25 protein-coding genes are annotated in these 26,655 nt (G+C 65.5%); 15 read left to right on the forward strand and 10 right to left on the reverse strand.

Annotated elements, in window-relative coordinates; genetic code table 11:
• The first annotated feature begins 94 nt into the window (after nucleotides 1-94).
• The gene (locus DKT77_RS19350; RefSeq protein ID WP_109809696.1) at nucleotides 95-1,291 is read left to right on the forward strand and encodes an IS256 family transposase; all 1,197 of its coding nucleotides are present in this window, start codon (nucleotides 95-97) and stop codon (nucleotides 1,289-1,291) included.
• A gap of 249 nt (nucleotides 1,292-1,540) precedes the next feature.
• Here DKT77_RS19350 and DKT77_RS19355 read toward each other — a convergent pair whose 3' ends face one another.
• The 8 genes from DKT77_RS19355 to DKT77_RS19390 form a co-directional block, all read right to left on the reverse strand.
• Nucleotides 1,541-1,909: a hypothetical protein gene (locus tag DKT77_RS19355; RefSeq protein ID WP_146205052.1), complete on the reverse strand. Its 369-nt coding sequence runs from the start codon at nucleotides 1,907-1,909 to the stop codon at nucleotides 1,541-1,543.
• 145 nt (nucleotides 1,910-2,054) lie between these two features.
• Complete coding sequence (locus tag DKT77_RS19360) at nucleotides 2,055-2,786, reverse strand: ThuA domain-containing protein (protein ID WP_109813289.1); 732 nt, start codon at nucleotides 2,784-2,786, stop codon at nucleotides 2,055-2,057.
• Complete coding sequence (locus tag DKT77_RS19365) at nucleotides 2,783-3,658, reverse strand: NAD(P)-dependent oxidoreductase (protein WP_109813290.1); 876 nt, start codon at nucleotides 3,656-3,658, stop codon at nucleotides 2,783-2,785. Before DKT77_RS19365 ends, DKT77_RS19360 begins: the two co-directional genes overlap by 4 nt.
• Entirely contained in the window at nucleotides 3,658-5,175 is a 1,518-nt protein-coding gene (locus DKT77_RS19370; RefSeq protein WP_109813291.1) for a sugar ABC transporter ATP-binding protein, read from the reverse strand. The genes DKT77_RS19365 and DKT77_RS19370 overlap by 1 nt, the downstream gene beginning before the upstream one ends.
• A complete protein-coding gene (locus DKT77_RS19375) occupies nucleotides 5,172-6,161 on the reverse strand; it encodes an ABC transporter permease (protein ID WP_109813292.1) in 990 nt (329 codons plus the stop codon). The genes DKT77_RS19370 and DKT77_RS19375 overlap by 4 nt, the downstream gene beginning before the upstream one ends.
• 11 nt (nucleotides 6,162-6,172) lie before the next feature.
• Nucleotides 6,173-7,147: an ABC transporter permease gene (locus tag DKT77_RS19380; protein ID WP_109813293.1), complete on the reverse strand. Its 975-nt coding sequence runs from the start codon at nucleotides 7,145-7,147 to the stop codon at nucleotides 6,173-6,175.
• 64 nt (nucleotides 7,148-7,211) lie between these two features.
• Complete coding sequence (locus tag DKT77_RS19385) at nucleotides 7,212-8,006, reverse strand: SDR family NAD(P)-dependent oxidoreductase (RefSeq protein ID WP_109813294.1); 795 nt, start codon at nucleotides 8,004-8,006, stop codon at nucleotides 7,212-7,214.
• A gap of 95 nt (nucleotides 8,007-8,101) precedes the next feature.
• Nucleotides 8,102-9,049, reverse strand: coding sequence for a sugar ABC transporter substrate-binding protein (locus DKT77_RS19390; protein WP_109813295.1), 948 nt, complete (start codon nucleotides 9,047-9,049; stop codon nucleotides 8,102-8,104).
• A gap of 220 nt (nucleotides 9,050-9,269) precedes the next feature.
• Between DKT77_RS19390 and DKT77_RS19395 the strand changes: the two genes are divergently transcribed.
• From DKT77_RS19395 to DKT77_RS19430, 8 genes are all read left to right on the forward strand, one after another.
• Nucleotides 9,270-11,081 carry an ABC transporter substrate-binding protein gene (locus DKT77_RS19395; RefSeq protein WP_109813296.1) on the forward strand — a complete coding sequence of 604 codons (1,812 nt, stop codon included), beginning with the start codon at nucleotides 9,270-9,272 and terminating at the stop codon, nucleotides 11,079-11,081.
• A 46-nt stretch (nucleotides 11,082-11,127) separates the two neighbouring features.
• Nucleotides 11,128-11,934 carry an SDR family NAD(P)-dependent oxidoreductase gene (locus tag DKT77_RS19400; protein ID WP_109813297.1) on the forward strand — a complete coding sequence of 269 codons (807 nt, stop codon included), beginning with the start codon at nucleotides 11,128-11,130 and terminating at the stop codon, nucleotides 11,932-11,934.
• A gap of 73 nt (nucleotides 11,935-12,007) precedes the next feature.
• The gene (locus DKT77_RS19405) at nucleotides 12,008-13,306 is read left to right on the forward strand and encodes a M24 family metallopeptidase (RefSeq protein ID WP_109813298.1); all 1,299 of its coding nucleotides are present in this window, start codon (nucleotides 12,008-12,010) and stop codon (nucleotides 13,304-13,306) included.
• A gap of 91 nt (nucleotides 13,307-13,397) precedes the next feature.
• Complete coding sequence (locus tag DKT77_RS19410; RefSeq protein WP_109813337.1) at nucleotides 13,398-14,441, forward strand: thiamine pyrophosphate-dependent dehydrogenase E1 component subunit alpha; 1,044 nt, start codon at nucleotides 13,398-13,400, stop codon at nucleotides 14,439-14,441.
• A 10-nt stretch (nucleotides 14,442-14,451) separates the two neighbouring features.
• Nucleotides 14,452-15,447, forward strand: coding sequence for an alpha-ketoacid dehydrogenase subunit beta (locus DKT77_RS19415; RefSeq protein WP_109813299.1), 996 nt, complete (start codon nucleotides 14,452-14,454; stop codon nucleotides 15,445-15,447).
• Nucleotides 15,437-16,801 (forward strand): biotin/lipoyl-containing protein, encoded by a 1,365-nt coding sequence (locus tag DKT77_RS19420; protein ID WP_109813300.1) that lies wholly within the window; start codon nucleotides 15,437-15,439, stop codon nucleotides 16,799-16,801. The genes DKT77_RS19415 and DKT77_RS19420 overlap by 11 nt, the downstream gene beginning before the upstream one ends.
• 19 nt (nucleotides 16,802-16,820) lie before the next feature.
• The gene (locus DKT77_RS19425; protein WP_109813301.1) at nucleotides 16,821-18,251 is read left to right on the forward strand and encodes an NAD-dependent succinate-semialdehyde dehydrogenase; all 1,431 of its coding nucleotides are present in this window, start codon (nucleotides 16,821-16,823) and stop codon (nucleotides 18,249-18,251) included.
• Between the two features lie 10 nt (nucleotides 18,252-18,261).
• A complete protein-coding gene (locus DKT77_RS19430) occupies nucleotides 18,262-19,170 on the forward strand; it encodes a 2-oxo acid dehydrogenase subunit E2 (protein WP_109813302.1) in 909 nt (302 codons plus the stop codon).
• 45 nt (nucleotides 19,171-19,215) lie between these two features.
• Here the strand turns inward: DKT77_RS19430 and DKT77_RS19435 are convergent, their stop codons facing one another.
• Together DKT77_RS19435 and DKT77_RS19440 are read right to left on the reverse strand one after the other, a co-directional pair.
• Complete coding sequence (locus tag DKT77_RS19435) at nucleotides 19,216-20,664, reverse strand: methyl-accepting chemotaxis protein (RefSeq protein ID WP_146205053.1); 1,449 nt, start codon at nucleotides 20,662-20,664, stop codon at nucleotides 19,216-19,218.
• A 254-nt stretch (nucleotides 20,665-20,918) separates the two neighbouring features.
• The gene (locus DKT77_RS19440) at nucleotides 20,919-22,421 is read right to left on the reverse strand and encodes a CoA-acylating methylmalonate-semialdehyde dehydrogenase (protein WP_109813304.1); all 1,503 of its coding nucleotides are present in this window, start codon (nucleotides 22,419-22,421) and stop codon (nucleotides 20,919-20,921) included.
• Nucleotides 22,422-22,525: 104 nt separating this feature from the next.
• Here DKT77_RS19440 and DKT77_RS19445 point away from each other — a divergent pair, with 104 nt between their 5' ends.
• From DKT77_RS19445 to pqqE, 6 genes are all read left to right on the forward strand, one after another.
• Entirely contained in the window at nucleotides 22,526-23,440 is a 915-nt protein-coding gene (locus tag DKT77_RS19445) for a LysR family transcriptional regulator (RefSeq protein WP_109813305.1), read from the forward strand.
• Nucleotides 23,441-23,507: 67 nt separating this feature from the next.
• Entirely contained in the window at nucleotides 23,508-23,612 is a 105-nt protein-coding gene (pqqA, locus tag DKT77_RS19450) for a pyrroloquinoline quinone precursor peptide PqqA (RefSeq protein ID WP_109813306.1), read from the forward strand.
• A gap of 10 nt (nucleotides 23,613-23,622) precedes the next feature.
• Nucleotides 23,623-24,510, forward strand: a complete 888-nt coding sequence (gene pqqB / locus DKT77_RS19455) for a pyrroloquinoline quinone biosynthesis protein PqqB (protein WP_109813307.1) — start codon at nucleotides 23,623-23,625, stop codon at nucleotides 24,508-24,510.
• Nucleotides 24,507-25,265 carry a pyrroloquinoline-quinone synthase PqqC gene (gene pqqC, locus DKT77_RS19460; protein ID WP_109813308.1) on the forward strand — a complete coding sequence of 253 codons (759 nt, stop codon included), beginning with the start codon at nucleotides 24,507-24,509 and terminating at the stop codon, nucleotides 25,263-25,265. The genes pqqB and pqqC overlap by 4 nt, the downstream gene beginning before the upstream one ends.
• On the forward strand, nucleotides 25,262-25,552 hold the full coding sequence (pqqD, locus tag DKT77_RS19465) for a pyrroloquinoline quinone biosynthesis peptide chaperone PqqD (protein ID WP_109813309.1): 291 nt from the start codon (nucleotides 25,262-25,264) through the stop codon (nucleotides 25,550-25,552). Before pqqC ends, pqqD begins: the two co-directional genes overlap by 4 nt.
• Entirely contained in the window at nucleotides 25,545-26,651 is a 1,107-nt protein-coding gene (gene pqqE, locus DKT77_RS19470) for a pyrroloquinoline quinone biosynthesis protein PqqE (RefSeq protein ID WP_109813310.1), read from the forward strand. The genes pqqD and pqqE overlap by 8 nt, the downstream gene beginning before the upstream one ends.
• Nucleotides 26,652-26,655: the final 4 nt, after the last annotated feature.

Consider the following 26,655-nt stretch of genomic DNA (forward strand, 5'->3'; position numbering starts at 1 on the left):
AGCGCAGCGCGCGGCCGGCGGTGACGCTGGCGGCCATCGCCGGTCTTCGGAGAAGGTTCGGGTTGCGAAACCTGGAACCGAACCGGAGACGACGATGACCGACGATAGAATGACCCTGATGGAGCTGGTGGAGAAGTCCGCCGACGAGGATCTCGTCCGCGACATGCTCGCCTATGCCGCCGAGCGGCTGATGGAGATGGAGGTCGAGGCTGCGACGGGCGCGCCAAAAGGAACGCGCACACCGGCGCGCACCACGCAGCGCAATGGATACCGCGAGAGAGGCTGGGAGACCCGCGCCGGCCGGATCGACCTGGCGATCCCGAAGCTGCGCAAGGGCAGCTACTTCCCGAGCTTTCTCGAACCGCGCAGGACGGCGGAGAAGGCCCTCGTGGCCGTCATCCAGGAAGCCTATGTGCACGGCGTCTCGACGCGCGCCGTGGACGATCTGGTGCGTGCCATGGGCGGGAGTGGCGTGTCTAAGAGCCAGGTGAGTCGGCTCTGCGCCGAGATCGACGAGCGCGTGCTGGCATTCCTCACCCGGCCTCTCGAGGGCGCCTGGCCCTATCTCTGGCTCGATGCAACCTACATCCGGGTGCGCGAGAACGGCCGGATCATCAGCCGTGCCGTAATAATCGCGGTGGCGGTCAACGGGGACGGCCGACGCGAGGTGCTCGGCGTCGCCACCGGCCCCTCCGAGGCGGAGACGTTCTGGACTGGCTTCCTGCGCTCTCTCGCCGATCGCGGCCTGCGCGGCGTGAAGCTCGTCGTGGCCGACGATCACAAGGGGCTCAGGGCCGCAGCCCGCCGAGTGTTCGATGCGACCCACCAACGGTGTCGCGTGCACTGGCTCAGAAACGCGCTCGCCCATGCCCCGGCCAAGAGCCGCACCGCCGTGGCCGCAATGCTCAAGACGATCTTCGCCCAGGAGACCAAGGCCGAGGCGGAGACCCAGTGGGACGCCATCGCCGACGCCCTCCGTGAGAAGAATGACCGGCTCGGCGCCATGATGGACGCCTCCCGCGACGACGTGCTCGCCTACATGGACTTCCCCAGGGAGCACTGGGCGCAGATCAGCTCGACCAACCCGCTTGAGCGCGTCAACAAGGAGATCAAGCGCCGTTCCAATGTCGTCGGGATCTTTCCGAACGACGCGGCCATCATCCGTCTGGTCGGCGCGCTGATGATCGAAACCAACGACGAGTGGGCCGTCGCGCGCCGTTACATGGGGCTGGAGTCGCTGGCCCGCATCACCGATACTCACAACGTCAGACTGCCCGCCGTGGCGACCTGACCAACTCGAGCCTCTCCGAAGGCCGGCCCTCTTACACCACGCCGCGGGGCACTACCGGCGCACGCTTCCCAAGTTACCGCCGGGACGGACCAAGGGCTGGCCAGCCAATGCCGCGACAATCGGGGATGATGGTCAGCTACACTTGTGACCGTTGATCCGAACCGCGACGACGAGCTCACCGGGCATCCTCGGAACGATATCCTCCGAAGGTGTTTTTCTTCGGTCTTTCGGGGCATGGCCGTCAGACCATCACGCGATTGACGGTCGAACTGCGCCGCTATGTTCAAACCGCGGATGCAGCGCTTCGGTTCTGGAATATGCTGACGTCGCCCACGAAAAATGCACGGCGCGGTTATTGCTTGCACGCGCATCTTCGCGGATCCCGGCGACGGAACGAAGGTTTGCGGCGCCTTTTTTGCCTACGGTGGTAGCTAGACCGACGTGCTCAGCTTCGCGCCGAACCAAGATGCCGTCGTCGCGTTGAATGCATCGAATTACGGCTTTTTCCATCGGCGCCTCACTGCTGTCGCCGTCGCCCAGCGTTTCCAGCTTCGGCATTTCTTGTGATGAGCCCGGCAATTGCGGCTGCGGCTGCACGCAGCACCTGATGATTGACACCGCGTCCATCCTTGTGCCGGCACCCGCGCTGCTACTGGTAGGCTGTGTCGGCGCGCTTCGGCTAGTTCGTCGCCGAGTTGCGTCGACGGGAGTGGTTCTTGATGTGGACCCGTAAATGGGCCTCGCGTACGGCCCCTTTCACTTGTCAGGCCGCCGGGCGCGCGCTGGCGGCAGCGCGCCCTTCGGCAGCCCAGATCATGCCACGGCGAAGGATCTCGGTCACCTGAGGCACTTTCAGGTCATCCAGTTCGTGCCCGATGGAACAGTAGAAGACGCGCCCCTTGTCCCAGCGACGCTTCCAGACCACCGGCACCACTGTGCCTTCGATCCACCAAAGGTGATCGCCGGAGAAGGTCGTCGTCGCCAGCACCTCGTTGCTGGCATCGGTCAGCATGAAATACTGTTCGGTCTTCAACCGGAAGCTCTTGATCCCGGCAACGAGCGGATCGGCGGGGCGCGTGATCGTCACGTCGTAGTCGATGTAGTCCTCGCGCGGTTGCAGGTTGTCGGGCCAGCCCGGCGGATGCGCGACGAACTGCCCGCCGATCAGGAAATGATAGGTCGGCCGGTCCCTGAACGCGTCGCCCATGTGCCCGTGCCAGCCCGCCAGACCGCAGCCCGCGCCGACCAGCTTCAGCAGCCCGTCCTCCTGCGGTTTGGTCATGTTGCCGAATTCCTCGCGGTGGCCGGACCGCGCAGAGGACCAGATCGGCACGATCAGATCGGTGTCGGCCATGCTGTCGGGATCGGCAAGCGGTTCCAGCGTGTCATGCACTGTCACGTCGAAGCCGTTGGCCTGCAGCAACTCACGGCACCAGTCGGCGAAGGCAGTGGGGTCGTGGCCTTCCCAACCACCGGCGAAAAGAACGGCTTTCATGTTTCCTGCGCCTCCCCGCGCATGTGGTTCAGAAGCGATGCCATGTCCCGCGCGCCAAATCCGTCCGCGCTGGCCCGTTGCAGGCGTTGTAGGTTCAGCGCAGCCTGCGGCATGGCGACGCCAAGGCTGTCTGCCAGCGCGCAGGTCACGCGCATATCCTTCGCGGCAAGGTCAAGGGTGAAGGTCACCGCCTGCCCGGCCTCGTCGAGATAGAGATCGCGCCGGTAGCGCAGCATCGGCGCGCAGGCGGCCGACGCCTCGATCGCATCGAACGCGCCAGCGGTCGGGATGCCCGCTGCATCTGTCAGCATCAAGGCCTCGGACACGGTCTGGTTCAGACTGTGGATCATCGAATTGATCGCCAGCTTCATCACCGACCCCGCCCCAACCGACCCGAGCGGGATCACCTCGCGGCCCATCGCGCCCAGCACCGGCGCCAGCCGGTCGGCGGTCGCGCGGTCGGCGCCCAGCATGATCATGAGCGCAGCGTCGGCCGCGGCCTGCGTGGCGCCCGACACCGGCGCATCGATGACTTGCACGCCCTGCGGCGCGTCGGAGGCCAGCGCGCGAATATGCTCCGGGCTCATGGTGCCCATCTCCAGCAACACGCGCGGTCCGACTGCAGCGAAGAGCCCGTCCGCGCCGCGATGCACCGCATCCGACGCCGGATCATCGGCGAGCATGGTGATCACGACCTCGGCCCCCTCGGCCAGTGCGCGGGGGCTGCGGGCCACCGCTGCGCCAAGGTCCGACGACACCTCGGCCGCCGCGCGAGGCGAGCGGTTCCAGACCGTGACGTCATGGCCCGCGCGCACCAGGTTCGCGGCCATGTGCGCGCCCATTCGGCCCAGCCCGGCGAAGCCCAGACGCATCAGGCCGCCTTGTCGGCCCGGATGCCGGAGATCGCCTGCACAAGGCTGTCCTCCGTCACTTCGCCAGCGTCGAAGGTACGGATAATCTCGCCCTGGTACATTCCGATAACCCGGTCGGCAACGTGCAGCACCTCGGGCATCTCGGACGAGATAACGATCACCGCATAGCCAGACTTGGCCAGTTCACGGATCAGATTGTGGATTTCGCCCTTGGCGCCCACGTCGATGCCGCGCGTCGGCTCGTCCACGATCAGCACGCGCGGCTTCATCGCCAGCCACTTGCCGATCACGATCTTCTGCTGGTTGCCACCCGACAGATTGCCCACAGCCTGCCGCCATGACGGCGAGCGGATGTCGAGCCGGTCGCGGTACATGTCGTAGATCGCAACCTCGGCCCCGTTGGACACGAACGGCCCGGTGGTCAGGTCGCCGATCTGCGGCAGAGTGATGTTGTCGCGGCAGGACATGCCCAGCACCAAGCCCTGTTCCTTGCGCGATTCCGGCACCAGCGAGATCCCCTGCGCGATGGCGTCCACCGGGCTGTCGATGCGCACCTCCTCGCCCTCCAGCAGGATCGTGCCGGCTGACGGAGTGCGTAGCCCGAAAAGAGTCTCGGCGATCTCGGTGCGCCCGGCGCCGACAAGCCCGTAGAAGCCCACCACCTCGCCGCGCCGCACCTCGAAGCTGACATCGTGATAGAGCGACCCGCAGGACAAGCCCCGGACCTCTAGCGCGACTTCGCCCAACTCCACATGCTCGTGGTTGCGCTCGTAGCTCAGCGACCTGCCGATCATCAGGCGCGTCACCTCGTCCTCGTCCGTCTCGGCGGTGACCAGCGTCCCGCGATAATTGCCGTCGCGCAGCACCGAAAGGCGGTCCGACAGGGTGAATATCTCGTCCATTCGGTGCGAGATGTAGACGATGCCGACTCCCCGTGCCCGCAGGTCACGGATCACGTCGAACAGTACGACCTTTTCGGCATCGGTCAGCGAAGCGGTGGGTTCATCGAACACCACTGCCTTCGCGTCCACCGTTAGCGCACGGGCGATCTCCACCATCTGCTTCTTGGCAATGGAGAGATCCGATACCCGCGTCGTTGCATCGAAATTGCAGTTCAGCCGCTTCAGGATCTCGTTGGTCTTCGCGTTCAGCGTCGTCCAGTCCACGAAGCCCCAGCGCTTGCGCGGCAATTCGCCAAGATAGACATTCTCGGCGACAGTCAGTTCCTCGGCCAGGCTCAGTTCCTGATGGATCAAGACCACCCCCTGCGCCTTGGCGTGCAGCGGGCTTTCCATCGTCACTTCCCGCTCCTCGATGAAGATGCGGCCCTCGTTTGGCTGGTGCATACCGGCCAGAACCTTCATCAGGGTGGACTTGCCTGCGCCGTTCTCGCCCAGCAAGGCATGGACCTCGCCTGCGCGCACCTCGAAGGAGACACCATCAAGCGCACGCACACCGGGAAATGTCTTGACGATGCCGTCCAGCCGCAGCGCGGGGGTTTGGGTTTGCTCGGTCATGTCTTCAGCGCCTCCGCGCCCTTGCGGGTCAGTTGCTTGTCGAGGAACAGCACGGCGATCAGGATGGAACCGAGGATCACCAGCACGTAGAAGGCCGGCACCTGCATCAGGTTCATCCCGTTGCGCAAGATGCCGATGGCCAGCACGCCGCCGAAGGTGCCGATGATGCTGCCCGCACCGCCAGTCAGCTTGGTGCCACCCAGAACGACGGCGGTAATCACCCACAACTCGTACTCACGCCCCAGGTTCGGCGTCGATGCACCCATCTGCGAGGACAGCGTGACCCCGGCCAGCGCTGCGAAGAAGCCCACGATCATGAAGTTGACCACCATGTGCGGGCCGACGCGGATGCCCGCGTTCACCGCCGCCTCGCGATTGCCGCCGACAGCATAGGTATTGCGCCCGTGCACGGTGCGCGACAGCAGGATATGCACCGCCACCGTGGCGATCAGGAACAGAACCGCCAACGACGGAACTGGACCGACCGACGACATGCCGATGTCCGAAAAAGTGAAGTTCATGGCGAAGAACGACTGTTCTTCGGTGTAGATGAACACCAGCCCGCGCACGCCCAGCATGGCGCCCAGCGTGACGATGAAGGCATCGACGCCGGTCTTCCACACTATGATCCCGTTCAGCGCCCCCAGCGCGGTTCCCGCCGCCAGCGCGGCCAGCAGGGCGGGCAGCATCTGCCAGTTGCCCCAACCCGAGAAGGCCTCCCAGCTCTGGATATCCACCATGAGAGAGGCGGCCAGCGCGACCACGGCCCCGACACTCAGGTCGATGTTGCCGTTGATCATCACCAGCGTCATGCCAAGCGCGATCAGACCGATGGTCGAGGTCTGCACGAGGATGTTCTGGAAGTTGCGCATATCGAAGAAGTATTCGTTCGACAGGCTGAAGAAGACGAAGATGATGACGATGAACCCCCAGATCGGATTCTGCACCAGCCACTTGCCCGCACGGTTGCTTTTCAGACGTTCCATTGAGGTCTCCGTCACGCGATGGGGGAAAACAGGCGGCCACGTTTCGCGGCCACGTCAAGCCAGACGGCAAGGATGATCACCACCCACGTCACCAGCCACTGCACGTAGTAGGCAAACCCAAGCAGAAGCAGGCCGTTCTGGATAAACCCGAGGATCAGCACTCCGATCACCGTCTTCAGGATCGTCCCCGACCCGCCCAGAAGCGACGTGCCCCCAAGGATCACGCCGGCCAGCACCAGAAGTTCGTAGCCTTGCCCGACATTGTTCTGCGACCCCATCACCCGGCTGCCAAGGATGATCGCCGCCAGCCCGACGCAAAAGGCCGAGATAACATAGGTGGAAAACACCACCCGGCTGCGGCGGATGCCCGAAAAGACCGACGCCGTCGGGTTGCCGCCCACCGCATAGACCCGTCTTCCATAGGCGGTGGAGGACATTACCACCTGCATCACCACCGCAAGCACCGCGAACATCACGATCGGCGCTGCGATACCAAGGATCTCGCCCCGCCCGAACAGTGCGAACCACGTGCCCTCCTGGTCGGCGATGTCCACGTTCTGGCCGCCCGAGTAAATCAGCGTCAGGCCCTGGATGGCCGACAGCATACCTAGCGTGACGATCAGCGAATTCAGCCGCAGCATCCCGACCAGGAAACCGTTCAGGCAGCCAAGGCACAGCACGGCGACCAGCATCACCAGCATTGCGGGCCCGGGTCCGATCTTGTCGTGCAAATCCACCACCATGACCGTGGCGAAGGACAGCATTGAGCCGACAGAAAGATCGAGGTTGCCGCTGATGACGACGACGGTCACGCCGATCGCCATCACGCCGATGATTGCCGACTGCCGCACGACCGAGGTCAGGTTCTCGGTCGAACTGAAACTTTCCGAAAACACCGCGAAGCCGACAAGGAACAGCGCAAAGGCGATCAGGATGCCCTGCCGCGCCACGATCCCGCCAAGCTGCTTGAGGCGCGTCTCCGCCATCTTTCCGTTCCCCCCGTGTTTGTGGTCTGCCGCCGTACCGGCGGCAGGGGCCTGCCCCGCCGTGTCAGACAAGGGTCATGCCCCCGTCGATCATGATGATCTGGCCCGTCATGTAGTCGCTGTCCGGCGCCGCAAGGAAAGTCGTGGTGCCGGTGATGTCGCCGGGCCGCGCCACGCGGCCGCGCAGGATGCCTTCGGAAAACGCCTCCATCGCCTCACCCGGGCGGCTGGCTGCGCCGATCTCCATCAGGTCGCGGTCCACTTCCTGCCACATCTCGGTGGCAACAACGCCGGGCGCGAAGCCGGTTACGGTGATGTTGTGCTGCGCCAGGTCGCGCGCGCCCGATTGGGTCAGGGATACGACGGCCCATTTGCTCGCGCAATAGGGGGCCACGTTGTCGAAGCCCTGGCGGCTGGCGATGGACGCGGTGTTGACGATCTTGCCTCCACCCTGCGGGATCATCACGCGCGCGGCCTCCTGCATGCCGATCAAGCAGCCAAGGCCATTGACCCCCATGATGAAATTCCAGTTCGCCTCGGTCACGTCCATGAAGTTCATGGGCTTGTTGACGCCGGCATTGTTGAACATCACGTCCAATCTGCCGAAGCGAGCGACGACGGCGTCCACCATCGCGGCGACTTGTTCGCGGTCGGTGACATCCACCTTCGCCGACATGACCTGTCCGCCGCCGACGGCGGCACGGTCCTCATTCTGACGCGCGACGTCTGCGACGCCTTCCTCGCTGATGTCCGCGAAACAGACATCCGCACCTTCGTCCAACAGCGCCTCGCCGATCGCGCGGCCTATTCCCCGCGCGGCGCCGGTGACGCAGCATACCCGGCCCGAGACTCGTCCCATGACGGCCCCTCCCTCGTTTCTTGGTGTCGTGCAGACACGAAGGGCGGCGCCGGTCCCGGTCGCTGCCGGGCAGGCGCCGCCCCTCGCGGGCCGGATCAGAAGACCGGCTTGGAAAACTCGCCCATGTTCTCCTGGGTGATCTTCGGCGTCTCGAAGTAGTTCAGGAAAGGCACGTCCTTTCCGTCCAGAACGTCGATCGCGGTCTGCAGCGCGGCTTCGGCATCGTCCACCGGCGACTGGTAGATCGACCCGTAGTATTCGCCACGGCCCATCGCCTCGTAGCCCACGGCGAAGTTCGTGGCACCGATGAAGGCGATGCCCTCGCGGCCAGCGGCCTTGGCGGCGTTCAGTGCGCCGACGCCCATGTTGTCATCACCGGCATAGACGCCGTCGATGTTGTCATACTTCACGAGGAACGCTTCCATCACGCGCTGCGACTTCTCGCGGTTCCAGTCGCCCGGCTGGGTTTCCATGATGGTCACGTCAGGGCAGGCCTCGGCCAGTCGATCCTCAAAGCCCTTCTGGCGCTCGATCGCGGTGGTGTAGCCGGGCTGGCCGCTGATCTGCACGATGTTGCCGGACCCATCCAGCGCTTCGCACATCAGCTCGGCCGAGGACGCGCCCTGCTGGATGTTGTTCGGCCCCGAAAAGGACGCGATGAAGTCGAAACCTTCCTCGGCGATGTTCGAATTGGTCACAATCACCGGGATGCCCGCGTTCTTCGCCTGGCGGACGGCCGGCACGACGGCCTGCCCGTTGGTCGGCCAGATGATGATCGCATCCACATTCTGCTGGATCAGGTCCTGGATCTGCGCGATCTGGCGCGCCACGTCGCCGCCCGCATCCAGCACGACGGCCTCCACGTTCTCGTTCGCTTCCGCGGCCGAGATGAAGGCCTGTTCATAGGTGGTCTGATAGCTGTCCACACCCACATTGTTCTGGGTGATGCCGATCTTGTACTCCTGAGCGGCCGCAGCCCCCGCCAGCGAGAGCGCCGCGACGGCCGTGGTCCCGGCGATGATCGCCTTCAGCTTGCTTGTCATCTTTTGTCTTCCTCCCAAGGAATGTGTCAGCGCAACTTGGCGCCGGGGCCGGTCAGGCCGCCGGGAATCGTCCAAGCGCGACACGTACGACAATTCCCGAACGCCAGATTTTCAGGCACCGTGAAAACCTCCGTTTTGGACATTTTTTTAATCATTTTGGATATATTGGTGATTACGAAAAAGTCTCGAATTGATCATTTATGCGGCAAAGGATGCTGGCATGACCGAAACATCCAGAACGGACAGTTCGAAAAGGTCCATTGTGAAAGATACGCTCGAACATCGCACCAGCGCGCCGCAAGCGGCACAGCGCAAGCCGTCTACGCCGCGGCCGCGCCCGGCGTCGCTGGTCGATGTGACAGAGTATCTTGACTCGCTTGCTCTGGAAATCGACACCGCGTTCGACCTGTCCGTCGCCAATCCCTATCTCAACATGGCAACGCATCTCGTGCGCCACCACGTGCAGGGGCGGCTCGTGACCGGCTCTTCCCTGGTCGCGGCCTCAGGTGTGCCCTACGCCACCGGGATGCGCAAGCTGCGCGACATGCTGGAAGCCGGGCTGATCGAACAGCGCCCGCGCACCAAGTCGGGCAAGACCTTTTCGCTGCACCCTTCGCCGGCGATGCTGGAACAGTTCGACCAACTCGCCGACCGGGTGCGCCGCCTGAGCATCGAACGCTTCGGCGGCAACCAGCCCGAGGACGGGCCGCAGGACTATTATTACGGCGACAGCTACATGAACGGGCAGGCGATCCAGCCGCCCGCCGTGCTGCCCGAACCGCTGGCCCTGCCCGGCGGGTTGCGCGGGCTGGTGCACGGCGATCCGACCTTCATGGTGATGAAGGACCTCAAGCGCCAATTTGAACAGGTCTTGGGAACCGACATCCACCAGCGCGCCTTTTCCATCGACCGGCTCCGCGACGAGGCGCTGCGCAACGCGGCACGGCGCCAGTCGCGTTACGACATCATCGCGGTGGACCTTCCCTGGATCGGCGAGTTTGCCCAGAAGGGCATTCTTGCGCCGCTGGACGCGATCATGGATGTGACCCGGCTCGATCCGTCGGACTTCCACACCGCGGGCTGGCAGGGCGCGCATTGGGGCGGGCGGCCTTACGGTGTGCCATCCCAGACCACGCCGGAATTGCTGTTTTACCGAACCGACCTGTTTGCCGAGGAAGGGCTGGTTCCGCCGAGCAGCACGGCCGAAGTGCTTGACGTGGCCCGGCGGCTGCACCGCCCGGCGCGCGGGCGCTACGGGATTGCCTGGAATGCGGCACGCGGCACGGCGCTGGGGCACACCTTCATCATGACCTGCGGCGATTTCGGGCAGCCCATCGTGTCGATGCCGCGCATCGCGGGCGGTTTCGACGCGAGCCGCCTGGATCGCGGCGATTTCGAACTGCGGATCGACAGCGACCGCGCGCTCGATGCCGCTGAATACCTGCTCTCGCTTATGGATGTCTCGCCGCCGAATATCCTGTCGATGTCCTGGTATGAACGCATCCGCCCCTACGCCGCGGGCGACGTGGCTATGGCTTATGGCTACACACTGCTGGCGCCGTATTTTGAACTGGATCCGAAAAGCCCGGCGCAAGGCAATACCGGCTTCCTGCCGCATCCGGCCGGGCCGCTCGGCAGTCCGATTGCGCCGGTGGGAGGCTACGTGCTGGGCATCCCCAGCAACCTCGCGCCCGAGCGGCGTGCCGCTGCGGTGGAGGCGCTGATCGCGTTCACCTCGCCCGAGGCGCAGAAACTCTACGTACAGCACGGGGCGCGCACAACGCCGCGCTATTCCGTGGGCGCGGACCCGGACGTCCGGCGCCTGTCGCCGGTGTTCGAGGCGGTGGACGCGATGTCATGGCGCGACGAGCTGCAGTTTTGGCCACGCCCGCCGATCCCCCGCATTTCCGAGGTCATCACGATCGTCGGCGAGGAACTTCACGACATGCTGCGCGGGCTGACGCCGCCGCGGATCGCGCTCAAGCGCGCGCAACACCGGGCCGAACGCGCGCTCGGGCAGGCAGACGGCTGACGCGGCCGTCGAACGACACGACAGGACAACCGACAGGGAGGACCCAATGGACAGCGAACGCCTCAAGGGCAAGAACATACTGATCACCGGCGCGGCCCAGGGCATGGGGGCGTGCAACGCCGAGCATTTCGCCGAGCAGGGCGCGAATGTGTGCCTTGGGGACCTTGATCTCGACCTCGCGCAGGAAGTGGCCGATCGCATCAACGCGAAGGGCAACGGCAAGGCCGTTGCAGTGAAGATGAACGTGACCAGCCGCGCCGACAACGAGGCTGCCGTGGCCGCCTGCGTGGAGGCGTTCGGATCGATCAATGTCGGCGTGTTCAACGCCGGTCTGAACAAGCCCCGGTTCTTCATGGATATCGATGAAGACAACTGGGACATGATCATGGACGTGAACACCAAGGGCATGTGGCTGGGCATGCAGACGGTGGCAAAGCAGATGATCGCGCAGGGCAAGCAGGACTATCCCTACAAGCTGATCTGCGTAGGCTCGATCGCGTCGCGCAAGCCGCTGATCGATGTGACGGTCTACTGCACATCCAAGTACGGCTGCCTCGCGCTGACCCATTGCGGCGCGCTGGCGCTGGCGGAACACGGGATCACGGTGAACGGCTATGCGCCCGGCGTGGTGGTCACGCCGCTGTGGGAACAGCTCGACAAGGACCTGATCGACATCGGGTTCAAGGAACGCGAAGGCCAAGCCTACGAGGACATCGTGAACAACGAACTGCAGATCAAGCGCGTGTCCTACCCCAAGGACGTGATGGGCACCGCCGCGTTCCTGTGTTCGCCCGACAGCGACTACATGACCGGGCAGATGATCCATATCGACGGCGGTTGGTGCATCCAGTAGCGCCCCCCGCCCAACCAAGACAAATCATTCATGGAAAATAGTGGCCCTGCGGGGCCGCTCGGAGGATACACCGATGTCTCGTGCCCTGATGCCGAACCTGCTCACCCCGCAGGACCTGCAACCAAACTGGCAGTGGGAAGCCAAGCTGCCTTCCCCCGGCCACATGTCGGTGGATTTCGAACGCCGCATCGACCATGATCGCCTGCGCCGCTACCGCCTGGCGCGCACCCGGCAATCCCTGCAAGCCTCGAACGCCGGTTCGCTGCTGCTGTTCGACGTGAACAATATCCGCTACGTGTCGTCCACCAAGATCGGCGAATGGGAGCGGGACAAGATGTGCCGCTTCTGCCTGTTGACCGGCGATGACTCCCCCTACGTGTGGGACTTCGGCAGCGCGGCGGTGCACCACCAGAAGTATTCCGACTGGCTGGAACCCGACCATTGCCTTGCCGGCGTCGTCGGCATGCGCGGCACGATCCCGCCCGAATTCGGGCTCATGCGCAAGTATGCCAAGATGATCGCCCAGTTGATCAAGGACGCGGGCATGGCCGACATGCCGGTTGGCGTGGACTATGCCGAAACGGCGATGTTCCATGCGCTGCTGGAAGAAGGCATCAAGGTCGTGGACGGCCAGCAGATCATGCTGGCGGCACGCGAGATCAAGAACTGGGACGAAATCCAGCTTCTGACGCAGGCGGCCAGCATGGTCGATGGCGTCTACCACATGATCTACGAGGAACTGAAACCCGGTGTGCGGGAATCCGACATCGTCGCGCTGTCCAACAAGCTGCTCTACGAAATGGGCTCCGACGACGTGGAGGCGATCAACGCCATCTCGGGCGAGCGGTGCAACCCGCACCCGCACAACTTCACCGACCGGCTGATCCGACCGGGCGACCAGGCGTTCTTCGACATCCTGCAATCCTACCAGGGGTACCGGACGTGTTACTATCGCACGTTCAATGTGGGCCGCGCGACGCCCGCGCAGAACGACGCCTACGTGAAGGCGCGCGAATGGATCGACGCGTCCATCGCGATGATCAAGCCCGGCGTGACCACCGACAAGGTCGCCGAGGTCTGGCCGACCGCCGAAAGCCTCGGGTTCCCGAACGAGGACGCGGCCTTCGGGTTGCAGTTCGGGCACGGTCTGGGCCTTGCGTTGCACGAGCGACCGATCATCAGCCGCGCGGTCAGCCTCGATCACCCGATGGAGATCCAGACCGGCATGGTCTTCGCGCTGGAGACGTATTGCCCGGCAACGGATGGCTATTCGGCCGCCCGGATCGAAGAGGAAGTCGTGGTGACCGAGAACGGGTGCGAGGTAATCAGCCTGTTCCCGGCCGAGGAACTGCCGATCGCCAACAGGTACTGACCGCCACTCCCCGCCGTGGGCGCGACCCCCGGCGGGGATATTCCAGGACAGAAAATGCACCGGGCCCCCAGCGCCCGGCCAGGAGGACATGATGGCCGCCAAAGCCGCAGCCAAGAAGGGCACAGCGCCCAAGGGCAATGCCGAGGACTACCTGCGGATGTACCGCCAGATGGTGCGCATCCGCGCCTTCGAGGACAACGCGAACCAGCTTTACCTGTCGGCCAAGATGCCCGGCCTGACCCACATGTATTCCGGCCAGGAAGCGGTCGCGGTCGGCATATGCGAAGCGCTGACCGACGATGACAAGATCACCTCCACCCATCGCGGGCACGGGCATTGCGTCGCCAAGGGCGCCGACTTCAAGGCCATGTTCTGCGAACTTCTGGGCAAGGAAGAAGGCTACTGCCGGGGCAAGGGCGGATCGATGCACATCGCCGATCAAAGCCACGGCAATCTCGGCGCCAACGCCATCGTGGGCGGGTCCATGGGCATCGCCACCGGCGCCGCCCTGTCGGCACAGCTGCGCGGCACGGACGAGGTCACGGTGTGTTTCTTCGGCGACGGCGCGACCGCACAAGGACTGTGGTACGAGGTCATGAACATGGCCGCTCTGTGGAAGCTGCCAGTGATCTACGCTTGCGAGAACAACGGCTATTCCGAGTACACCAAGACCGAGGAGATCGCGGCGGGCAGCCTGACCGCACGGGCCGAGGCCTTCGGGATCGAGGCGCACAAGGTCGACGGACAGGACGTTCTGGCGGTGAACGAGTTGACCCAGAAACTCGTGGCCCGGGCGCGCAAGGGCGAGGGACCGTTCTTCATCGAACTCGATACCTACCGCTACCACGGCCACCACGTCGGCGATATCAATCGCGAGTATTACCGTGCGAAGGACGAGGAGTCGGAGTGGAAGTCCACCCGCGATCCCATCCTGAATTTCGGCAAGTGGCTCACGGAACAGGGCGTCGTCAGCGAAGACGACCTGGTTGCGATCAACGACGAGATCCGCGCCGACGCGGAGGCGGCCGTCGCCTATGCCGAAGCCGCGCGCTACCCCGACGCAAGCGAGGTGGACATGCACGTTTACGTGGACAGTCCCGAGCTTGACGCCGCACTGAGCAAACAATCGGCCTGAGGAGAGAAGAATGCGAGAGATTACACTTTCCAAGGCTGTGAACGAGGCCATCGCCGAAGAGATGCGGCGCGACCCGACCGTGTTCCTGATCGGCGAGGACGTGGCCGAGGCCGGTACCCCGTTCAAGGTCCTGGCCGGGCTGGTGGAAGAATTCGGCACCAAGCGCGTCATCGACACGCCGATTTCCGAACCGGGCTTCACAGGCATGGCCGTGGGCGCGGCGCTGACAGGCTCGCGCCCCATCGTGGACCTGATGTTCGGCGACTTCATCTTCCTGATCATGGACCAGCTCTGCAACCAGGCCGCGAAGGCCTGTTACATGTCCGGCGGCAAGCTCAACGTGCCGCTTGTTCTGCGCACGAACCTGGGCGCAACACGCCGGTCCGCCGCACAGCACAGCCAGTCGCTGCACGCACTCGTGGCGCATATTCCGGGTCTGAAGGTGGCGATGCCGTCCTCGGCCTACGAGGCGAAGGGCCTGATGAAGACCGCGATCCGGGACAACAACCCGGTCGTGATCTTCGAGGACAAGCTGATGTACCAGGACAAGGCCCCGGTCCCGGAAGAAGAATACCTGATCCCCTTCGGCAAGGCCAACATCAAGCGAGAGGGCACGGACATCACACTGATCGGCACCTCTTCGATGGTGCAGGTGGCCGAGAAGGCGGCGGCGCTGCTGGAGAAGGACGGCATTTCGGCCGAGGTGATCGACCCGCGCACGATCGTGCCACTGGACGAGGAGACTATTCTCGCGTCGGTGCGCAAGACCTCGCGCGCCATCGTCATCGACGAGGGGCACCAGAGCTACGGCGTCACCGGCGAGATCGCGTCGCGGATCAGCGAAAAGGCGTTCTACCATCTCGACGCGCCGGTGCTGCGGATGGGCGCCATGGACGTTCCGGTGCCGTTCTCGCCCGCGCTGGAGGACCTGACCGTACCGACGCCCGAGGCCGTCGCCGAGCGTGCCCGCCAATCGGTCCGGGGGGAGTTGTTCGATGCCGCATGAGGTGATCATGCCCGCTCTCGGCATGGCGCAGGACAGCGGCGTGCTTGTAGCGTGGCTCAAGGCGCCGGGCGATCCCGTAAAGGCGGGCGACGCATTGATGGAGGTGGAGACCGACAAGGCCACGATGGAGGTCGAGGCGGCCCATGACGGGTTTCTGACGGACCTGCGCGCGTCCGAAGGCGAAGCCGTGCCGGTAGGCGACGTGGTCGCGCTGATCAGCGAAACGCCCGAAGGCTCGGGCACGCCCGAGCCGAAGGCCGAACCGGCGGACGGCCCTGCGGAGGCTTCGGAAGGTTCCGGGGCGGGCGCCGCGCTGCCCGAAGGGCGGCAGGTCATCATGCCCGCACTCGGCATGGCGCAGGACACCGGATTGATCGTCGGCTGGTCGGTGCAGCCCGGGACGAAAGTCGGCGCCGACGACGTTCTGCTGGAGGTCGAAACAGACAAGTCCACGATGGAGGTGCCCGCAGGCCATGACGGGTATCTTGCCGCGGTGCTCGCTGCCGAGGGCGAGGACGTGCCGGTCGGCGAGGTGATCGCTGTCATCAGCGCGGACAAGCCGGACGCCCCGGTCCAGCGCAGCCGTGCAGATGCCCCAGCAGCAGCGGCACCCGCGGCAAAGGCCCCCGAGGCGCCTACCGCGGCTCCCGCGCCCCAAGCCACTCGCGAAGCCCAGGCGCAAGAGGCCGGACCGGCACCTGCTCGCAGGATCGCACCGGACACCGGAGGGCGCATCCTGGCATCCCCGAAGGCGCGCAGGCTGGCAGCGCAGGAAGGCCTGGACCTTGCTCGGCTCGTGGCCGAGGGCGTTCCGCAGCCGTTCCACGTGGCCGACCTGGACACATTGCGCGCCATGCCTCCGGCAGCGGCAGAGACCCCGGCAGCCGCCACTGCCTCCGGCGGAGCGCAGTGCCTGACCGCAGAGATCGACGGTGCGGCCCTTGCCGGGTTCACCGACTGGCTGGCCCGCGAGACCGGCCATTCGGCCCCGCGCGCCGCCGCCCTGGCCGCTTTCGCCGCCGCCGCCTGGCATGAAGCGGGCGGCACTTCAGGCGCAGTGAGCGTCGAGGTGCCAGGCGTCGGCCCGGCACGCGCCTTCGATGTCGCACCCGGCACGCCGCTGGCGGCGCTTGCACCGGGTGACGCAACCCCCGCGGTGATCTTGCGCGACCTCGCACGAACCGCCATCACTGGCGTGCAGCTTGGGTCCGAGGCGGTCCCGGTTCTGAGCCTGACGCGGCAGGGCGACCTGATGCGCGTGACGCTGGAGGGCCGGATGCCGCCGCCTCAGGCCATCACTTTTCTGAATGCGTTTGCGGCGCGTCTTGCCGACCCGCTGCGCCACATTCTCTGACCGGAAACGGAAAAAGATCATGGATTACACCGACCTTTTCATAGACGGCAGCTGGCGCCCCGGACAGGGCGGCGCGCGCTTCGACGTCATCAACCCGGCGGACGAAAGCGTGCTGGCCTCCGTCGCCTCGGCCGAGATCGCCGATGCGGATGCGGCGCTTGACGCTGCGCAGGCCGCCTTCGCGGACTGGGCGGGTCGCAAGCCGCGCGAGCGGGCCGAGGTGCTGCGCCGCGCCTGGGAACTGATGACCGCCCGTCTCGACCATTTCGCACACCTGATCACGCTGGAAAACGGCAAGGCCGGCAATGACGCGCGTGGCGAGGCAGCCTATGCCGCCGAGTTCTTCCGCTGGTTTTCCGAGGAAGCCGTGCGCGCGGATGGCCTGATCACTCACGCTCCCGCCAGCGGCGCGCGGATCGTCGTACAGCACAAGCCAGCGGGCATCGCCGTTCTGGTCACGCCGTGGAACTACCCGGCGGCGATGGGCACGCGCAAGATCGCTCCGGCGCTGGCCGCCGGCTGCCCGGTGATCATCAAGCCCGCCGCGGAGACGCCGCTGACGATGCTCGCGCTGATGCCCCTGCTTGAGGAAGCCGGCGTGCCGAAGGGGCTGGTGAACGTCCTTCCGACCACGAAATCGGCCGAGGTGGTGGACCACCTGCTGCACGATCCGCGTGTGCGGGTGGTCAGCTTCACCGGCTCTACCGGGGTCGGCCGCAAGCTGCTGCGCGCCGCCGCCGACCAGGTTCTGAAACCGGCGATGGAGCTGGGCGGCAACGCCCCGCTGATCGTGTTCGACGATGCAGATATCGATGTCGCGGTCGAGGGCGCGATGCTTGCGAAGATGCGCAACCTCGGCGAGGCATGCACTGCCGCCAACCGGTTCTACATCCACGACGCGGTGATGGAACCCTTCGTGGACAAGTTCACCGCTCGCATGGCGGCGCTGAAGGTTGGCAACGGCACCGATCCGTCTGTGGATGTCGGCCCGCTGGTCAATGCCGCGACGCGGGACAAGGTGGCGCATTTCGTGTCCGACGCGGTGGCCAAGGGCGCGAAGCTGCGCCTCGGCGGCACCGTTCCGAACGGGCCGGGGTTCTACTATCCGCCGACCGTGCTGACCGACGTGCCGCGCGACGCCGACTGCGTCGATGACGAGATCTTCGGCCCGGTCGCCGCAATCCAGTCCTTCACCGACCAGGAAGACGTGATCGCGCGCGCCAATGACACCGAATACGGGCTGGTCGCCTATGTCTTCGGCCGCGACATGAAGCGTGCGATGCAGGTTTGCGAACGGCTGGAATACGGCATGGTCGGGCTGAACCGCGGGCTGGTGTCTGACCCGGCGGCGCCGTTCGGCGGCGTCAAGCAGTCCGGGCTCGGCCGCGAGGGGGGCCACGAGGGCATGCACGAATTCATGGAAACGCAATACATCTCGGCCGACTGGTAAGGGGGACGACATGGACATCATCGCAAGTCCTGCGACCCGCGCCCATGCGGCGCGGCAGGGCGTGGACATCGAGGAGGTCGCCAAGGCCAGTGGCCGCGCGAACATCGCCCGCGAGGACGTGGACCGGCACCTTGGCGGCGGGGGCACCGCAGCCCCTGCGACTCAGTCTGCACCGGGCGCGCCCGACCCGCAGCGCTACTGGGCGGTCGACCATGCCGCGCACGGCCCGGTCCGGGACGAGGCGATGCCACGTCTTGCGCAGGTCGCGGCGGCAAATCTTGGCGCGGCACACAGCCTGATCCCCAGCGTCACGCACCATGACCGCGCCGACATGCGCGGCGTCGAGGCAGCCCGCGCGCGCCTCAAGGCAGAGGCCATGGAGCGCGGCGTGAAGCTGACCGCGCTCGCTTTTCACGTGAAGGCGCTGGCGCGCTGCCTGCGCGACTATCCGCGCTTCAACGCTTCACTGTCGCCGGACGGCACGACGCTGACACTGAAAGACTATGTGCATGTCGGCATCGCGGTGGACACGCCGCACGGGCTGATGGTGCCGGTGATCCGCGACGCGGATCGCAAGGGCCTGTGGGCCATCGCGGCCGAGATCACGGACCTTGCAGGGCGCGCTCAGGACCGCAAGGTGCGCGGCGACGAGATGGGCGGCGCGTCCATGACAATCTCGAACCTTGGCGGGCTGGGTGGCACTGCCTTCACGCCGATCGTGAACCCGCCGGAACTGGCGATCCTTGGTCTGACGCGCACCGAAACCGTGCCGCACTGGACCGGCGAGGCATGGGAGCCTGTGCCGATGGTGCCGCTGGATCTGACCTACGATCATCGTGTGATCAACGGCGCCGATGCCGCACGGTTCCTGTCGCGCTACGCCGCGCTGATCGCGGACCCGCGCCGGATCATGGTTTGACCGAGGTTGCGGACCGGCGCGCGCGCCGGTCCGCAACCGTTCAGTTCAGCAGCGATAGGCGAGGCGCAACCCGCCCCAGTGCTTGCCGCGCACGAAGATCGGCGCGGACAGATCCTTCATCAGAGCGAATTCACCGTCGCCCATATCGCGCCGGTAGGCCTGCAGCAGGAATGGTTCCGTGTTGCGACCGGCGGCCAGACCGACCCGGTCGTCGAAGACGCGTCGGTTGCGGGAATGGGCCGTATTCCATGCCACCTGGCCGGGCAGTTGCGGGCGGCTGAAGCGGCGGTTGTGGGTCGGCAGGTAGCCGTTCGTGTCAACCGCTGCGCAGAACACCACGCGGTCCGAAAGTTGCAGCATCGGTTCCTGAAACGCGGGCAAGAGGCTGTCCGCAAGTTGCAGGTAGCGCGTGGTGACCTGCTGCGGATCGGACCCGGCGATCGGTTCGTAGTCCTTATCGAACAAATCGTGCATGGAGATGCGGCCACTGTCCACCGCGTCTTCGAAGGCCTGCGCGATACGTGCGGCGGTTTCCTGCGCCGCGTGGATGAACGGCGTGTCCACCGTTTCAACGCCAAGACGCGCCGTCACGCCTGTCAGCGCCTCGGAGTTGGCGATCACTTCGGACAGCCGTTCACCGGCCTTTTCCAGCGATTGCGATGACAAGGCGACGCCTTCGGACAGGTTGCCGATGTTCTCGCGCACGGACTTGACCGACCCGCCAATCTCGCTTGCGGCAGTGCATATGTCGGCTTGCGCGTCGCGCACCTCGCCGAGCGCGGTGGGGATGTCGTCGATCCGGGAGCCGACACTGTCGGTCTGCTCGCGCAGGTGCGACGCCAGTTCGACGGCCCCGGACACGTCCGACCCCAGCTTGCGCAGGTCCGCAGACAGCGTTCCGACCGTTGCGCTGATTTCCTCAGCCGCAACACCGGCAAGCGAGGACAATTCCTTCACTTCGGTGGCGACCACCATGAAGCCTTTGCCATGCCGCCCGGCGCGCGCCGCTTCGATCGCAGCGTTCAGCGCGACGAGGTTGGTCTTGCGCGACACCATCTCGACCTCGCGCGAAACCTTGCCGACTTGGATCATGCTTTTCTCGATCACTGCCAGCCGTTCGAAAACGGTGTTGATCCGCTCCACAAGGCCGTTCACGTCATCCACCATCGCCTGAACCTGGCGGCTGGTGGAGGTCACGTCGCCGGTCACCCGGTCGGAAATCGCCATCGCGTCCTGCGCGGCGGACTCGACCTTGGTGCCCTGGTCGGCCATCTCGACGCTTTGAGCGGCGATCGACCGCAGAACCCCTGCCTGGCGCGACACGCGAGCCGAGGTGTCGGTCACCTCTCCTGCGACACCGGCTATGGCGATGCTCAGATCGCCGATCCTGCGGGCGATGTCGGTGATGGCCTGGTCGCGTTCGATACTTTCATGCGCGCAGTGTTCCAGATGGCTCGCCTGGTCATGCTGGGCACTGAATCCTGATCCGTCCAAGTCGGTGCTCCCGGTGTAAAACGCCAGTGGCGATATCCAGTTCAGGCAGCAAAGTGACAGACTGTTAATCAGTTCACCATCCAAGCAATCGTCGGACCGGCACACGCTTTCGGCGAGCAAGGCCTGTCATTCGGCTGACCGGCCATCCATTTGCATGCGGCAACGCGACACCTGCAAGCGTCTGGCGAAACCTTTCCGTGCCCTGCCCCGGACAGCGTCCTCTGTCCGGGGGCCTTGTGCGCAAACGCGACGAATCAACCGAGGGTCGGCATCGTGAACTGCGGGTCGCTCCGCATGCCAGTGGGCCAACGCGTCGTCGTTGTCTTGATGCGGGTGTAGAAGCGAATGCCTTCCATCCCGTGCATCGCGTGATCCCCGAAGATCGACGCCTTCCAGCCGCCGAAGCTGTGGAACGCCATCGGCACCGGAATCGGCACGTTGATGCCAACCATCCCGACCTCTATGTCCTGACTGAAGCTGCGCGCCACATCGCCGTCGCGGGTGAACACGGCCGTGCCATTGGCGTATTCATGGCCGTGGATCAGGTCGACGGCGGACTGGTAGTCGGGCTTGCGCACTACCGACAGGACCGGGCCGAAGATCTCATCGCGGTAGCAGGTCATGTCTTCGGTGACGTTGTCGATCAGCGTGCCGCCGATGAAGTACCCGTTCTTGCAGCCCTGCCGGTCCTGCCGGAAACCGCGCCCATCGGCGACGATGGTGGCGCCCTGCGCCTCGGCCCCGTCGATATAGCCGCGCACCTTCGCAAGATGCTGCGCGGTCACGAGCGGTCCCATGTCGCTGTCCGGGTCGCTGGCAGGGCCGACCTTCAGCGCAGCGATCTGCGGCACCAGCCGTTCGATCAGCGCATCGGCAACAGCATCGGTCACCGGCACCGCGACCGAGATCGCCATGCACCGTTCTCCGGCCGAGCCGAAGGCCGCGCCCATCAGCGCGCTGGCCGCCATGTCAAGATCGGCGTCGGGCATGATAACCATGTGATTCTTCGCCCCGCCAAGGGCCTGCACCCGTTTGCCCTGCGCGGTTCCGGTGGCGTGGATATACTGCGCGATCGGGGTCGAGCCGACGAAGCTGATGGCTTTGACGTCAGGGTGGTGCAGCAGCGCGTCCACTGCGACCTTGTCCCCCTGAACCACGTTGAACACGCCCTCGGGCAGGCCGGCCTCGGTCAGCCATTCCGCAATCAGCAGGCTCGCGGACGGGTCGCGTTCGGACGGCTTGAGGATGAAGGTATTGCCGCAGGCCAGCGCAACCGGGAACATCCACATCGGCACCATGGCCGGGAAATTGAACGGGGTGATGCCCGCCACCACGCCAAGGCTTTGACGGATCGCGTGGGTGTCGACGCCGGTGCCGACATTCTCGGAAAATTCACCCTTCAGGTGGCTGGGCGCGCCGACGGCGAATTCCACCACCTCAAGCCCGCGCGTGACCTCGCCAAGCGCGTCGTCATGGGTCTTGCCATGTTCAGCCGAGATCGCCCGCGCAAGGTCATCCGCCCGGTCCCACAGGATCGTCTTGAACCGGTCGAGGATGCGTGCACGGCGCAGCGCCGGGGTGCGGGACCACGCGGGCCATGCTGCCTTGGCGGCAGCGACGGCGGCGTCCACCTCGGCCACATCGGCCACCGCGACGGTCCGTTCGGACGCGCCGGTGGCGGGGTTGAAGACCGGCTGGCTGCGGCCCGACGTTCCGGCGACGCGGGCACCGGAAATGTAATGTGCGATCTCGGTCATGGGGACTCTCCTCTGTTGCGCCGGTTATGCTATGCATGTTTGAATTTCTGTATGGACGTTTATGGCAATCTGTTATGCGAAAACGTTAGATCGAAAGACGCAAGATGAACTGGAACGATGCAAAGTACTTCCTTGCCGTCGCCCGCGAGGGGCAGATGCTCGGCGCCGCACGCAGGCTTGGCGTCAGCCAGGCAAGGCTGAGCCGCCGCATTGCCGCGCTGGAAACCGCACTCGGCACCACGCTTCTGGACCGCGGCCCGCAAGGCTGCGCGCTGACCGGACCCGGCACCGCGATGCTGCCGCTGGCCGAACGGGCCGAGGCCGCCATGCTGGAAGCCGAAGCCCGTCTGAGCGACCGCGCGGGCGACATCGCGGGCAGCGTGCGGATCGGCGCGCCCGATGGATTCGGCGCAGGATTTCTCGCCGCGCGGCTCGATCGGTTCACGCAGGCCTATCCCTCACTCGACTTGCAACTGGTGCCGGTGCCGCGCACGTTTTCGCTGTCCCAGCGCGAGGCGGACATCGCGATCATGATCGACCGCCCGGCGCGCGGGCGCCTGCGTGCGCGGAAGCTGACCGACTACACGCTCGGACTCTACGCGGCGCAAGCCTATCTCGACCGGGCGGGCACGCCAACGGAACTGGCCGACCTCGCAGCGCATCGCCTGATCGGCTACGTGGACGATCTTATCTTCACCCAAGCGCTGAACTACACCGGGGAATTCCTGCCCGGCTGGCATTCGTCGATCGAGATTTCCACCGCGCTCGGCCAGTTCGAGGCGGTCAAGGCCGGGGCGGGTATCGGCATCCTGCACGACTTCATGGCAGCGGGCGTGCCGGGCCTCGTTCCGTTGTTTCCGACCCGCAGCCTCTCCCGCAGCTACTGGACCGTCTGGCACGAGAACCAGCGCAGCGCCCGGCCGGTGCGGGCGGCTGTCGACCTTCTGGATACACTGGCGCGCGAGAACCGCAGGCTGTTCGTCCGGGCCGCCGACACGTTTCGTCAACCCAATCCTTAAGTCTTATTTCAGTGCGCGGGAGGCTAAGCTACCGTCCGGCTACTGAGCTGACAGAGGAGGATCAGTTATGGCTTGGAAGACCCCGATCGCCGTCGAAATCAACTGCGGCATGGAAATCAACATGTACGGCCCGGCCGAGGACGAGCGTCGCCCCGATCACGATCTGTTCTGATCGCGGCCCCGTGCACATAAAGGTTCTGGGCGCCGGAGCCGGGGGCGGACTGCCGCAATGGAACTGCGGCTGCCGCAACTGCGCCGATGCCCGGTCAGGACGTCTGCCAGCGATGAGTCAGTCATCGCTGGCAGTTTCCGTAGACGGGCAAGGCTGGGCCGTACTCAATGCCTCTCCCGACATTCGCCAGCAATTCGCCGTGACGCCGCAACTTGCACCGACCGGACTGCGAGACAGCCCGCTTCGGGCCGTCGTTCTGACCAACGGCGACATAGACCACGTTGCCGGGCTTCTGACTCTGCGCGAGAAGACACGCTTCACGGTCTTCGCCACATCGCAAACGCTCGACATTCTCGACGCGAACGCGGTCTTCGCCGTGCTCGACCCCGCACTCGTGGAAAAAAGCCGCATCGCACTGGACTCGCCCTTCGCGCCGCTTGACGGGCTTGAAGTGACCGCCTTCGCGGTGCCGGGCAAGGTCGCGCTGTATCTCGAAGGGGACGAGGTGGATACCAACGCCATGGGTGAGCAGACGGTCGGTCTGCGACTTTCGGCCGACGGGCACACCGTCTACTACATTCCCGGCTGCGCGAAGGTGACGGACGATCTTCTTGCGCGCCTCGCCGATGCGGACCTCGTGCTGTTCGACGGCACCGTCTGGCGCAACGACGAAATGCCCAGCACCGGCACAGGCGCCAAGACCGGCGCGCGCATGGGGCATGTGGCGATGGACGGGCCGGACGGTAGCATCGCGCGGCTTGCCGGTCTGACCTGCCGCAAGGTCTTCGTGCACATCAACAACACAAATCCGGCGCTGCAGCCCGACGGACCCGAGCGCGCGGCGCTTTCCGCGGCAGGCTGGCAGATCGCCGCCGACGGGATGGAGATCACCCCATGACCGACCAGAGCCCGACCGCCGCCCATTTCGAGGCGCGCCTGCGCCGCATCGGCGACGAACGATACCACGACAAGCACCCGTTCCATCACCTGCTCCATTCGGGCGGCTGCACCATGGACCAGGTGCAGGCCTGGGTCATCAACCGTTACTATTACCAGAGCCGCATTCCGATGAAGGACGCGGCCTTCCTGTCGCGGCTGGACGACCCGAAGATGCGGCGAATCTGGCGATCGCGTATAGAGGATCACGACGGCACCGACACGCGCGAGGGCGGCATAGCCCGCTGGCTGCGGCTTGCCGAAGGTGTGGGGCTGGACCCGGATTACGTGGCCTCGGGCGTAGGCATCCTGCCCGCCACGCGCTTCGCCGTGGATGCGTATGTGCGCTTCGTGCGGGACCAGCCGCTGCTGCCGGCCGTGGCTTCGTCGCTGACAGAGCTTTTTGCGCCGAAGATCCACAGCGAACGGATTGCCGGGCTGCTTGAGCATTACGATTTCGCGAACCCGGACACGATCGCCTACTTCCAGCACCGTCTGACCGAGGCCCCGAAGGATGTCGCCTTCGGGCTGCAATGGGTGCTGGATCATGCCGTCACGCAGGCCGATCAGGACGCGGCGGCGAACGCGCTGATCTTCAAGACCGAGGTTCTCTGGGCGCAACTCGATGCGCTGTGGTCGGCCTATGTGGAGCCGGGACGCATCCCGCCCGGGGCATGGCGGCCCGGCGAGGGGCAGGCCGCCGGGGCAAAGGCATGAGCACACAAGTCGATCTGGCGCGGATTCCCGCGCTTCCCCGCGGTGTGCGCCTGCACCACGACCGCGTGCGTGGCATGGAGGTGCTGCTGGGCCCGGAGCGGACACTGATGCTGGACGGGATCGGCCATGCCATCCTGTCCGAACTGGACGGGCAGCGCAGCACGGGCGCAATCGCCGCCGACCTTGCCGCGCGCTTCGGCGCGCCGCCCGAACAGGTGACCGGGGATGTCGTGGCCTTCCTGCAGGACCTTGCGGACAAGCGGCTGGTGGACATGCACGATGGCTGAGCCCGCGATCCGCCCGCCGCTGGCGCTGCTGGCCGAACTGACCCATCGCTGCCCGCTCGCCTGTCCCTATTGTTCGAACCCCGTGGAACTGACCCGCGCGTCGGGCGAGTTGCCGACAGAAATCTGGGTGGACATCTTCCGGCAGGCCGCCGCGATGGGTGTGCTGCACGTGCACCTGTCCGGCGGGGAGCCCGCATCGCGGCGCGACCTCGTGGACCTTGTGGGCGCCGCGCGCGATGCCGGGCTTTATACCAACCTGATCACGTCGGGTATCGGCATCACCGCCGACCGGCTTGCCGCACTCGATGCCGCCGGACTGGATCACGTGCAACTGTCGATGCAGGGCGTCCGGGCCGAAATCGCGGACCGCGTGGGCGGCTATGCGGGCGGGTTCGACAAGAAGATGCAGGTCGCGGACATGATCGCGGACCGAGGCATCCCGCTGACACTGAACGCCGTGATGCACCGCCACAACCTTGACGATCTTCCCGAAACGCTTGAACTGGCCTGTCAGCTCGGCGCGCGACGGATCGAAGTCGCCTGCGTTCAGTTCGCTGGCTGGGCCCTGAAGAACCGCGCGGCGCTGCAACCCACGCGGGCGCAGGTTGATGCCGCAAAGCGCGTCGTGGCGGAGGCACGCACCCGGCTGCGCGGCGTGCTGGCCATCGATTTCGTTCCGCCAGATTACTACGCCGACTACCCAAAGGCCTGCATGGGCGGTTGGGGATCCACCGGGCTCAATATCGCACCGGACGGAAAAGTGCTGCCCTGCCACGCGGCCGAGATCATTCCCGGCATGGTCTTCCAGAACGCACGCGAGGTACCGCTGGCTGACATCTGGTATGGCGGCGATGCCTTCAACGCCTTCCGGGGCACCGACTGGATGCCCGAAACGTGCCGAAGCTGCGACCGACGCGAAATTGACCTTGGCGGCTGTCGCTGCCAGGCGATGGCACTGGTTGGCGATGCCCGCGCGGTGGACCCGGTCTGCCGCAAGTCGCCGGACCGGGGCCGCGTCGATGCGCTGCTCGCCGAGGAATCGGTCGGCGCGGACTGGTCCTATCGCCGCTTTGCCAAGGACACCGCCCCGGCTGAATAGCCGT

The sequence above is a fragment of the Meridianimarinicoccus roseus genome, from assembly GCF_003172915.1.
Taxonomy (GTDB): domain Bacteria; phylum Pseudomonadota; class Alphaproteobacteria; order Rhodobacterales; family Rhodobacteraceae; genus Meridianimarinicoccus; species Meridianimarinicoccus roseus.

Excerpts from the sequence above, each read along its gene's own strand:
- DKT77_RS19350 (WP_109809696.1), top strand. The coding sequence starts at position 95 with ATGACCGACGATAGAATGACCCTGATGGAGCTGGTGGAGAAGTCCGCC.
- DKT77_RS19360 (WP_109813289.1), bottom strand. The coding sequence starts at position 2,786 with ATGAAAGCCGTTCTTTTCGCCGGTGGTTGGGAAGGCCACGACCCCACT.
- DKT77_RS19365 (WP_109813290.1), bottom strand. The coding sequence starts at position 3,658 with ATGCGTCTGGGCTTCGCCGGGCTGGGCCGAATGGGCGCGCACATGGCC.
- DKT77_RS19370 (WP_109813291.1), bottom strand. The coding sequence starts at position 5,175 with ATGACCGAGCAAACCCAAACCCCCGCGCTGCGGCTGGACGGCATCGTC.
- DKT77_RS19375 (WP_109813292.1), bottom strand. The coding sequence starts at position 6,161 with ATGGAACGTCTGAAAAGCAACCGTGCGGGCAAGTGGCTGGTGCAGAAT.
- DKT77_RS19380 (WP_109813293.1), bottom strand. The coding sequence starts at position 7,147 with ATGGCGGAGACGCGCCTCAAGCAGCTTGGCGGGATCGTGGCGCGGCAG.
- DKT77_RS19385 (WP_109813294.1), bottom strand. The coding sequence starts at position 8,006 with ATGGGACGAGTCTCGGGCCGGGTATGCTGCGTCACCGGCGCCGCGCGG.
- DKT77_RS19390 (WP_109813295.1), bottom strand. The coding sequence starts at position 9,049 with ATGACAAGCAAGCTGAAGGCGATCATCGCCGGGACCACGGCCGTCGCG.
- DKT77_RS19395 (WP_109813296.1), top strand. The coding sequence starts at position 9,270 with ATGACCGAAACATCCAGAACGGACAGTTCGAAAAGGTCCATTGTGAAA.
- DKT77_RS19400 (WP_109813297.1), top strand. The coding sequence starts at position 11,128 with ATGGACAGCGAACGCCTCAAGGGCAAGAACATACTGATCACCGGCGCG.
- DKT77_RS19405 (WP_109813298.1), top strand. The coding sequence starts at position 12,008 with ATGTCTCGTGCCCTGATGCCGAACCTGCTCACCCCGCAGGACCTGCAA.
- DKT77_RS19410 (WP_109813337.1), top strand. The coding sequence starts at position 13,398 with ATGGCCGCCAAAGCCGCAGCCAAGAAGGGCACAGCGCCCAAGGGCAAT.
- DKT77_RS19415 (WP_109813299.1), top strand. The coding sequence starts at position 14,452 with ATGCGAGAGATTACACTTTCCAAGGCTGTGAACGAGGCCATCGCCGAA.
- DKT77_RS19420 (WP_109813300.1), top strand. The coding sequence starts at position 15,437 with ATGCCGCATGAGGTGATCATGCCCGCTCTCGGCATGGCGCAGGACAGC.
- DKT77_RS19425 (WP_109813301.1), top strand. The coding sequence starts at position 16,821 with ATGGATTACACCGACCTTTTCATAGACGGCAGCTGGCGCCCCGGACAG.
- DKT77_RS19430 (WP_109813302.1), top strand. The coding sequence starts at position 18,262 with ATGGACATCATCGCAAGTCCTGCGACCCGCGCCCATGCGGCGCGGCAG.
- DKT77_RS19440 (WP_109813304.1), bottom strand. The coding sequence starts at position 22,421 with ATGACCGAGATCGCACATTACATTTCCGGTGCCCGCGTCGCCGGAACG.
- DKT77_RS19445 (WP_109813305.1), top strand. The coding sequence starts at position 22,526 with ATGAACTGGAACGATGCAAAGTACTTCCTTGCCGTCGCCCGCGAGGGG.
- pqqA (WP_109813306.1), top strand. The coding sequence starts at position 23,508 with ATGGCTTGGAAGACCCCGATCGCCGTCGAAATCAACTGCGGCATGGAA.
- pqqC (WP_109813308.1), top strand. The coding sequence starts at position 24,507 with ATGACCGACCAGAGCCCGACCGCCGCCCATTTCGAGGCGCGCCTGCGC.
- pqqD (WP_109813309.1), top strand. The coding sequence starts at position 25,262 with ATGAGCACACAAGTCGATCTGGCGCGGATTCCCGCGCTTCCCCGCGGT.
- pqqE (WP_109813310.1), top strand. The coding sequence starts at position 25,545 with ATGGCTGAGCCCGCGATCCGCCCGCCGCTGGCGCTGCTGGCCGAACTG.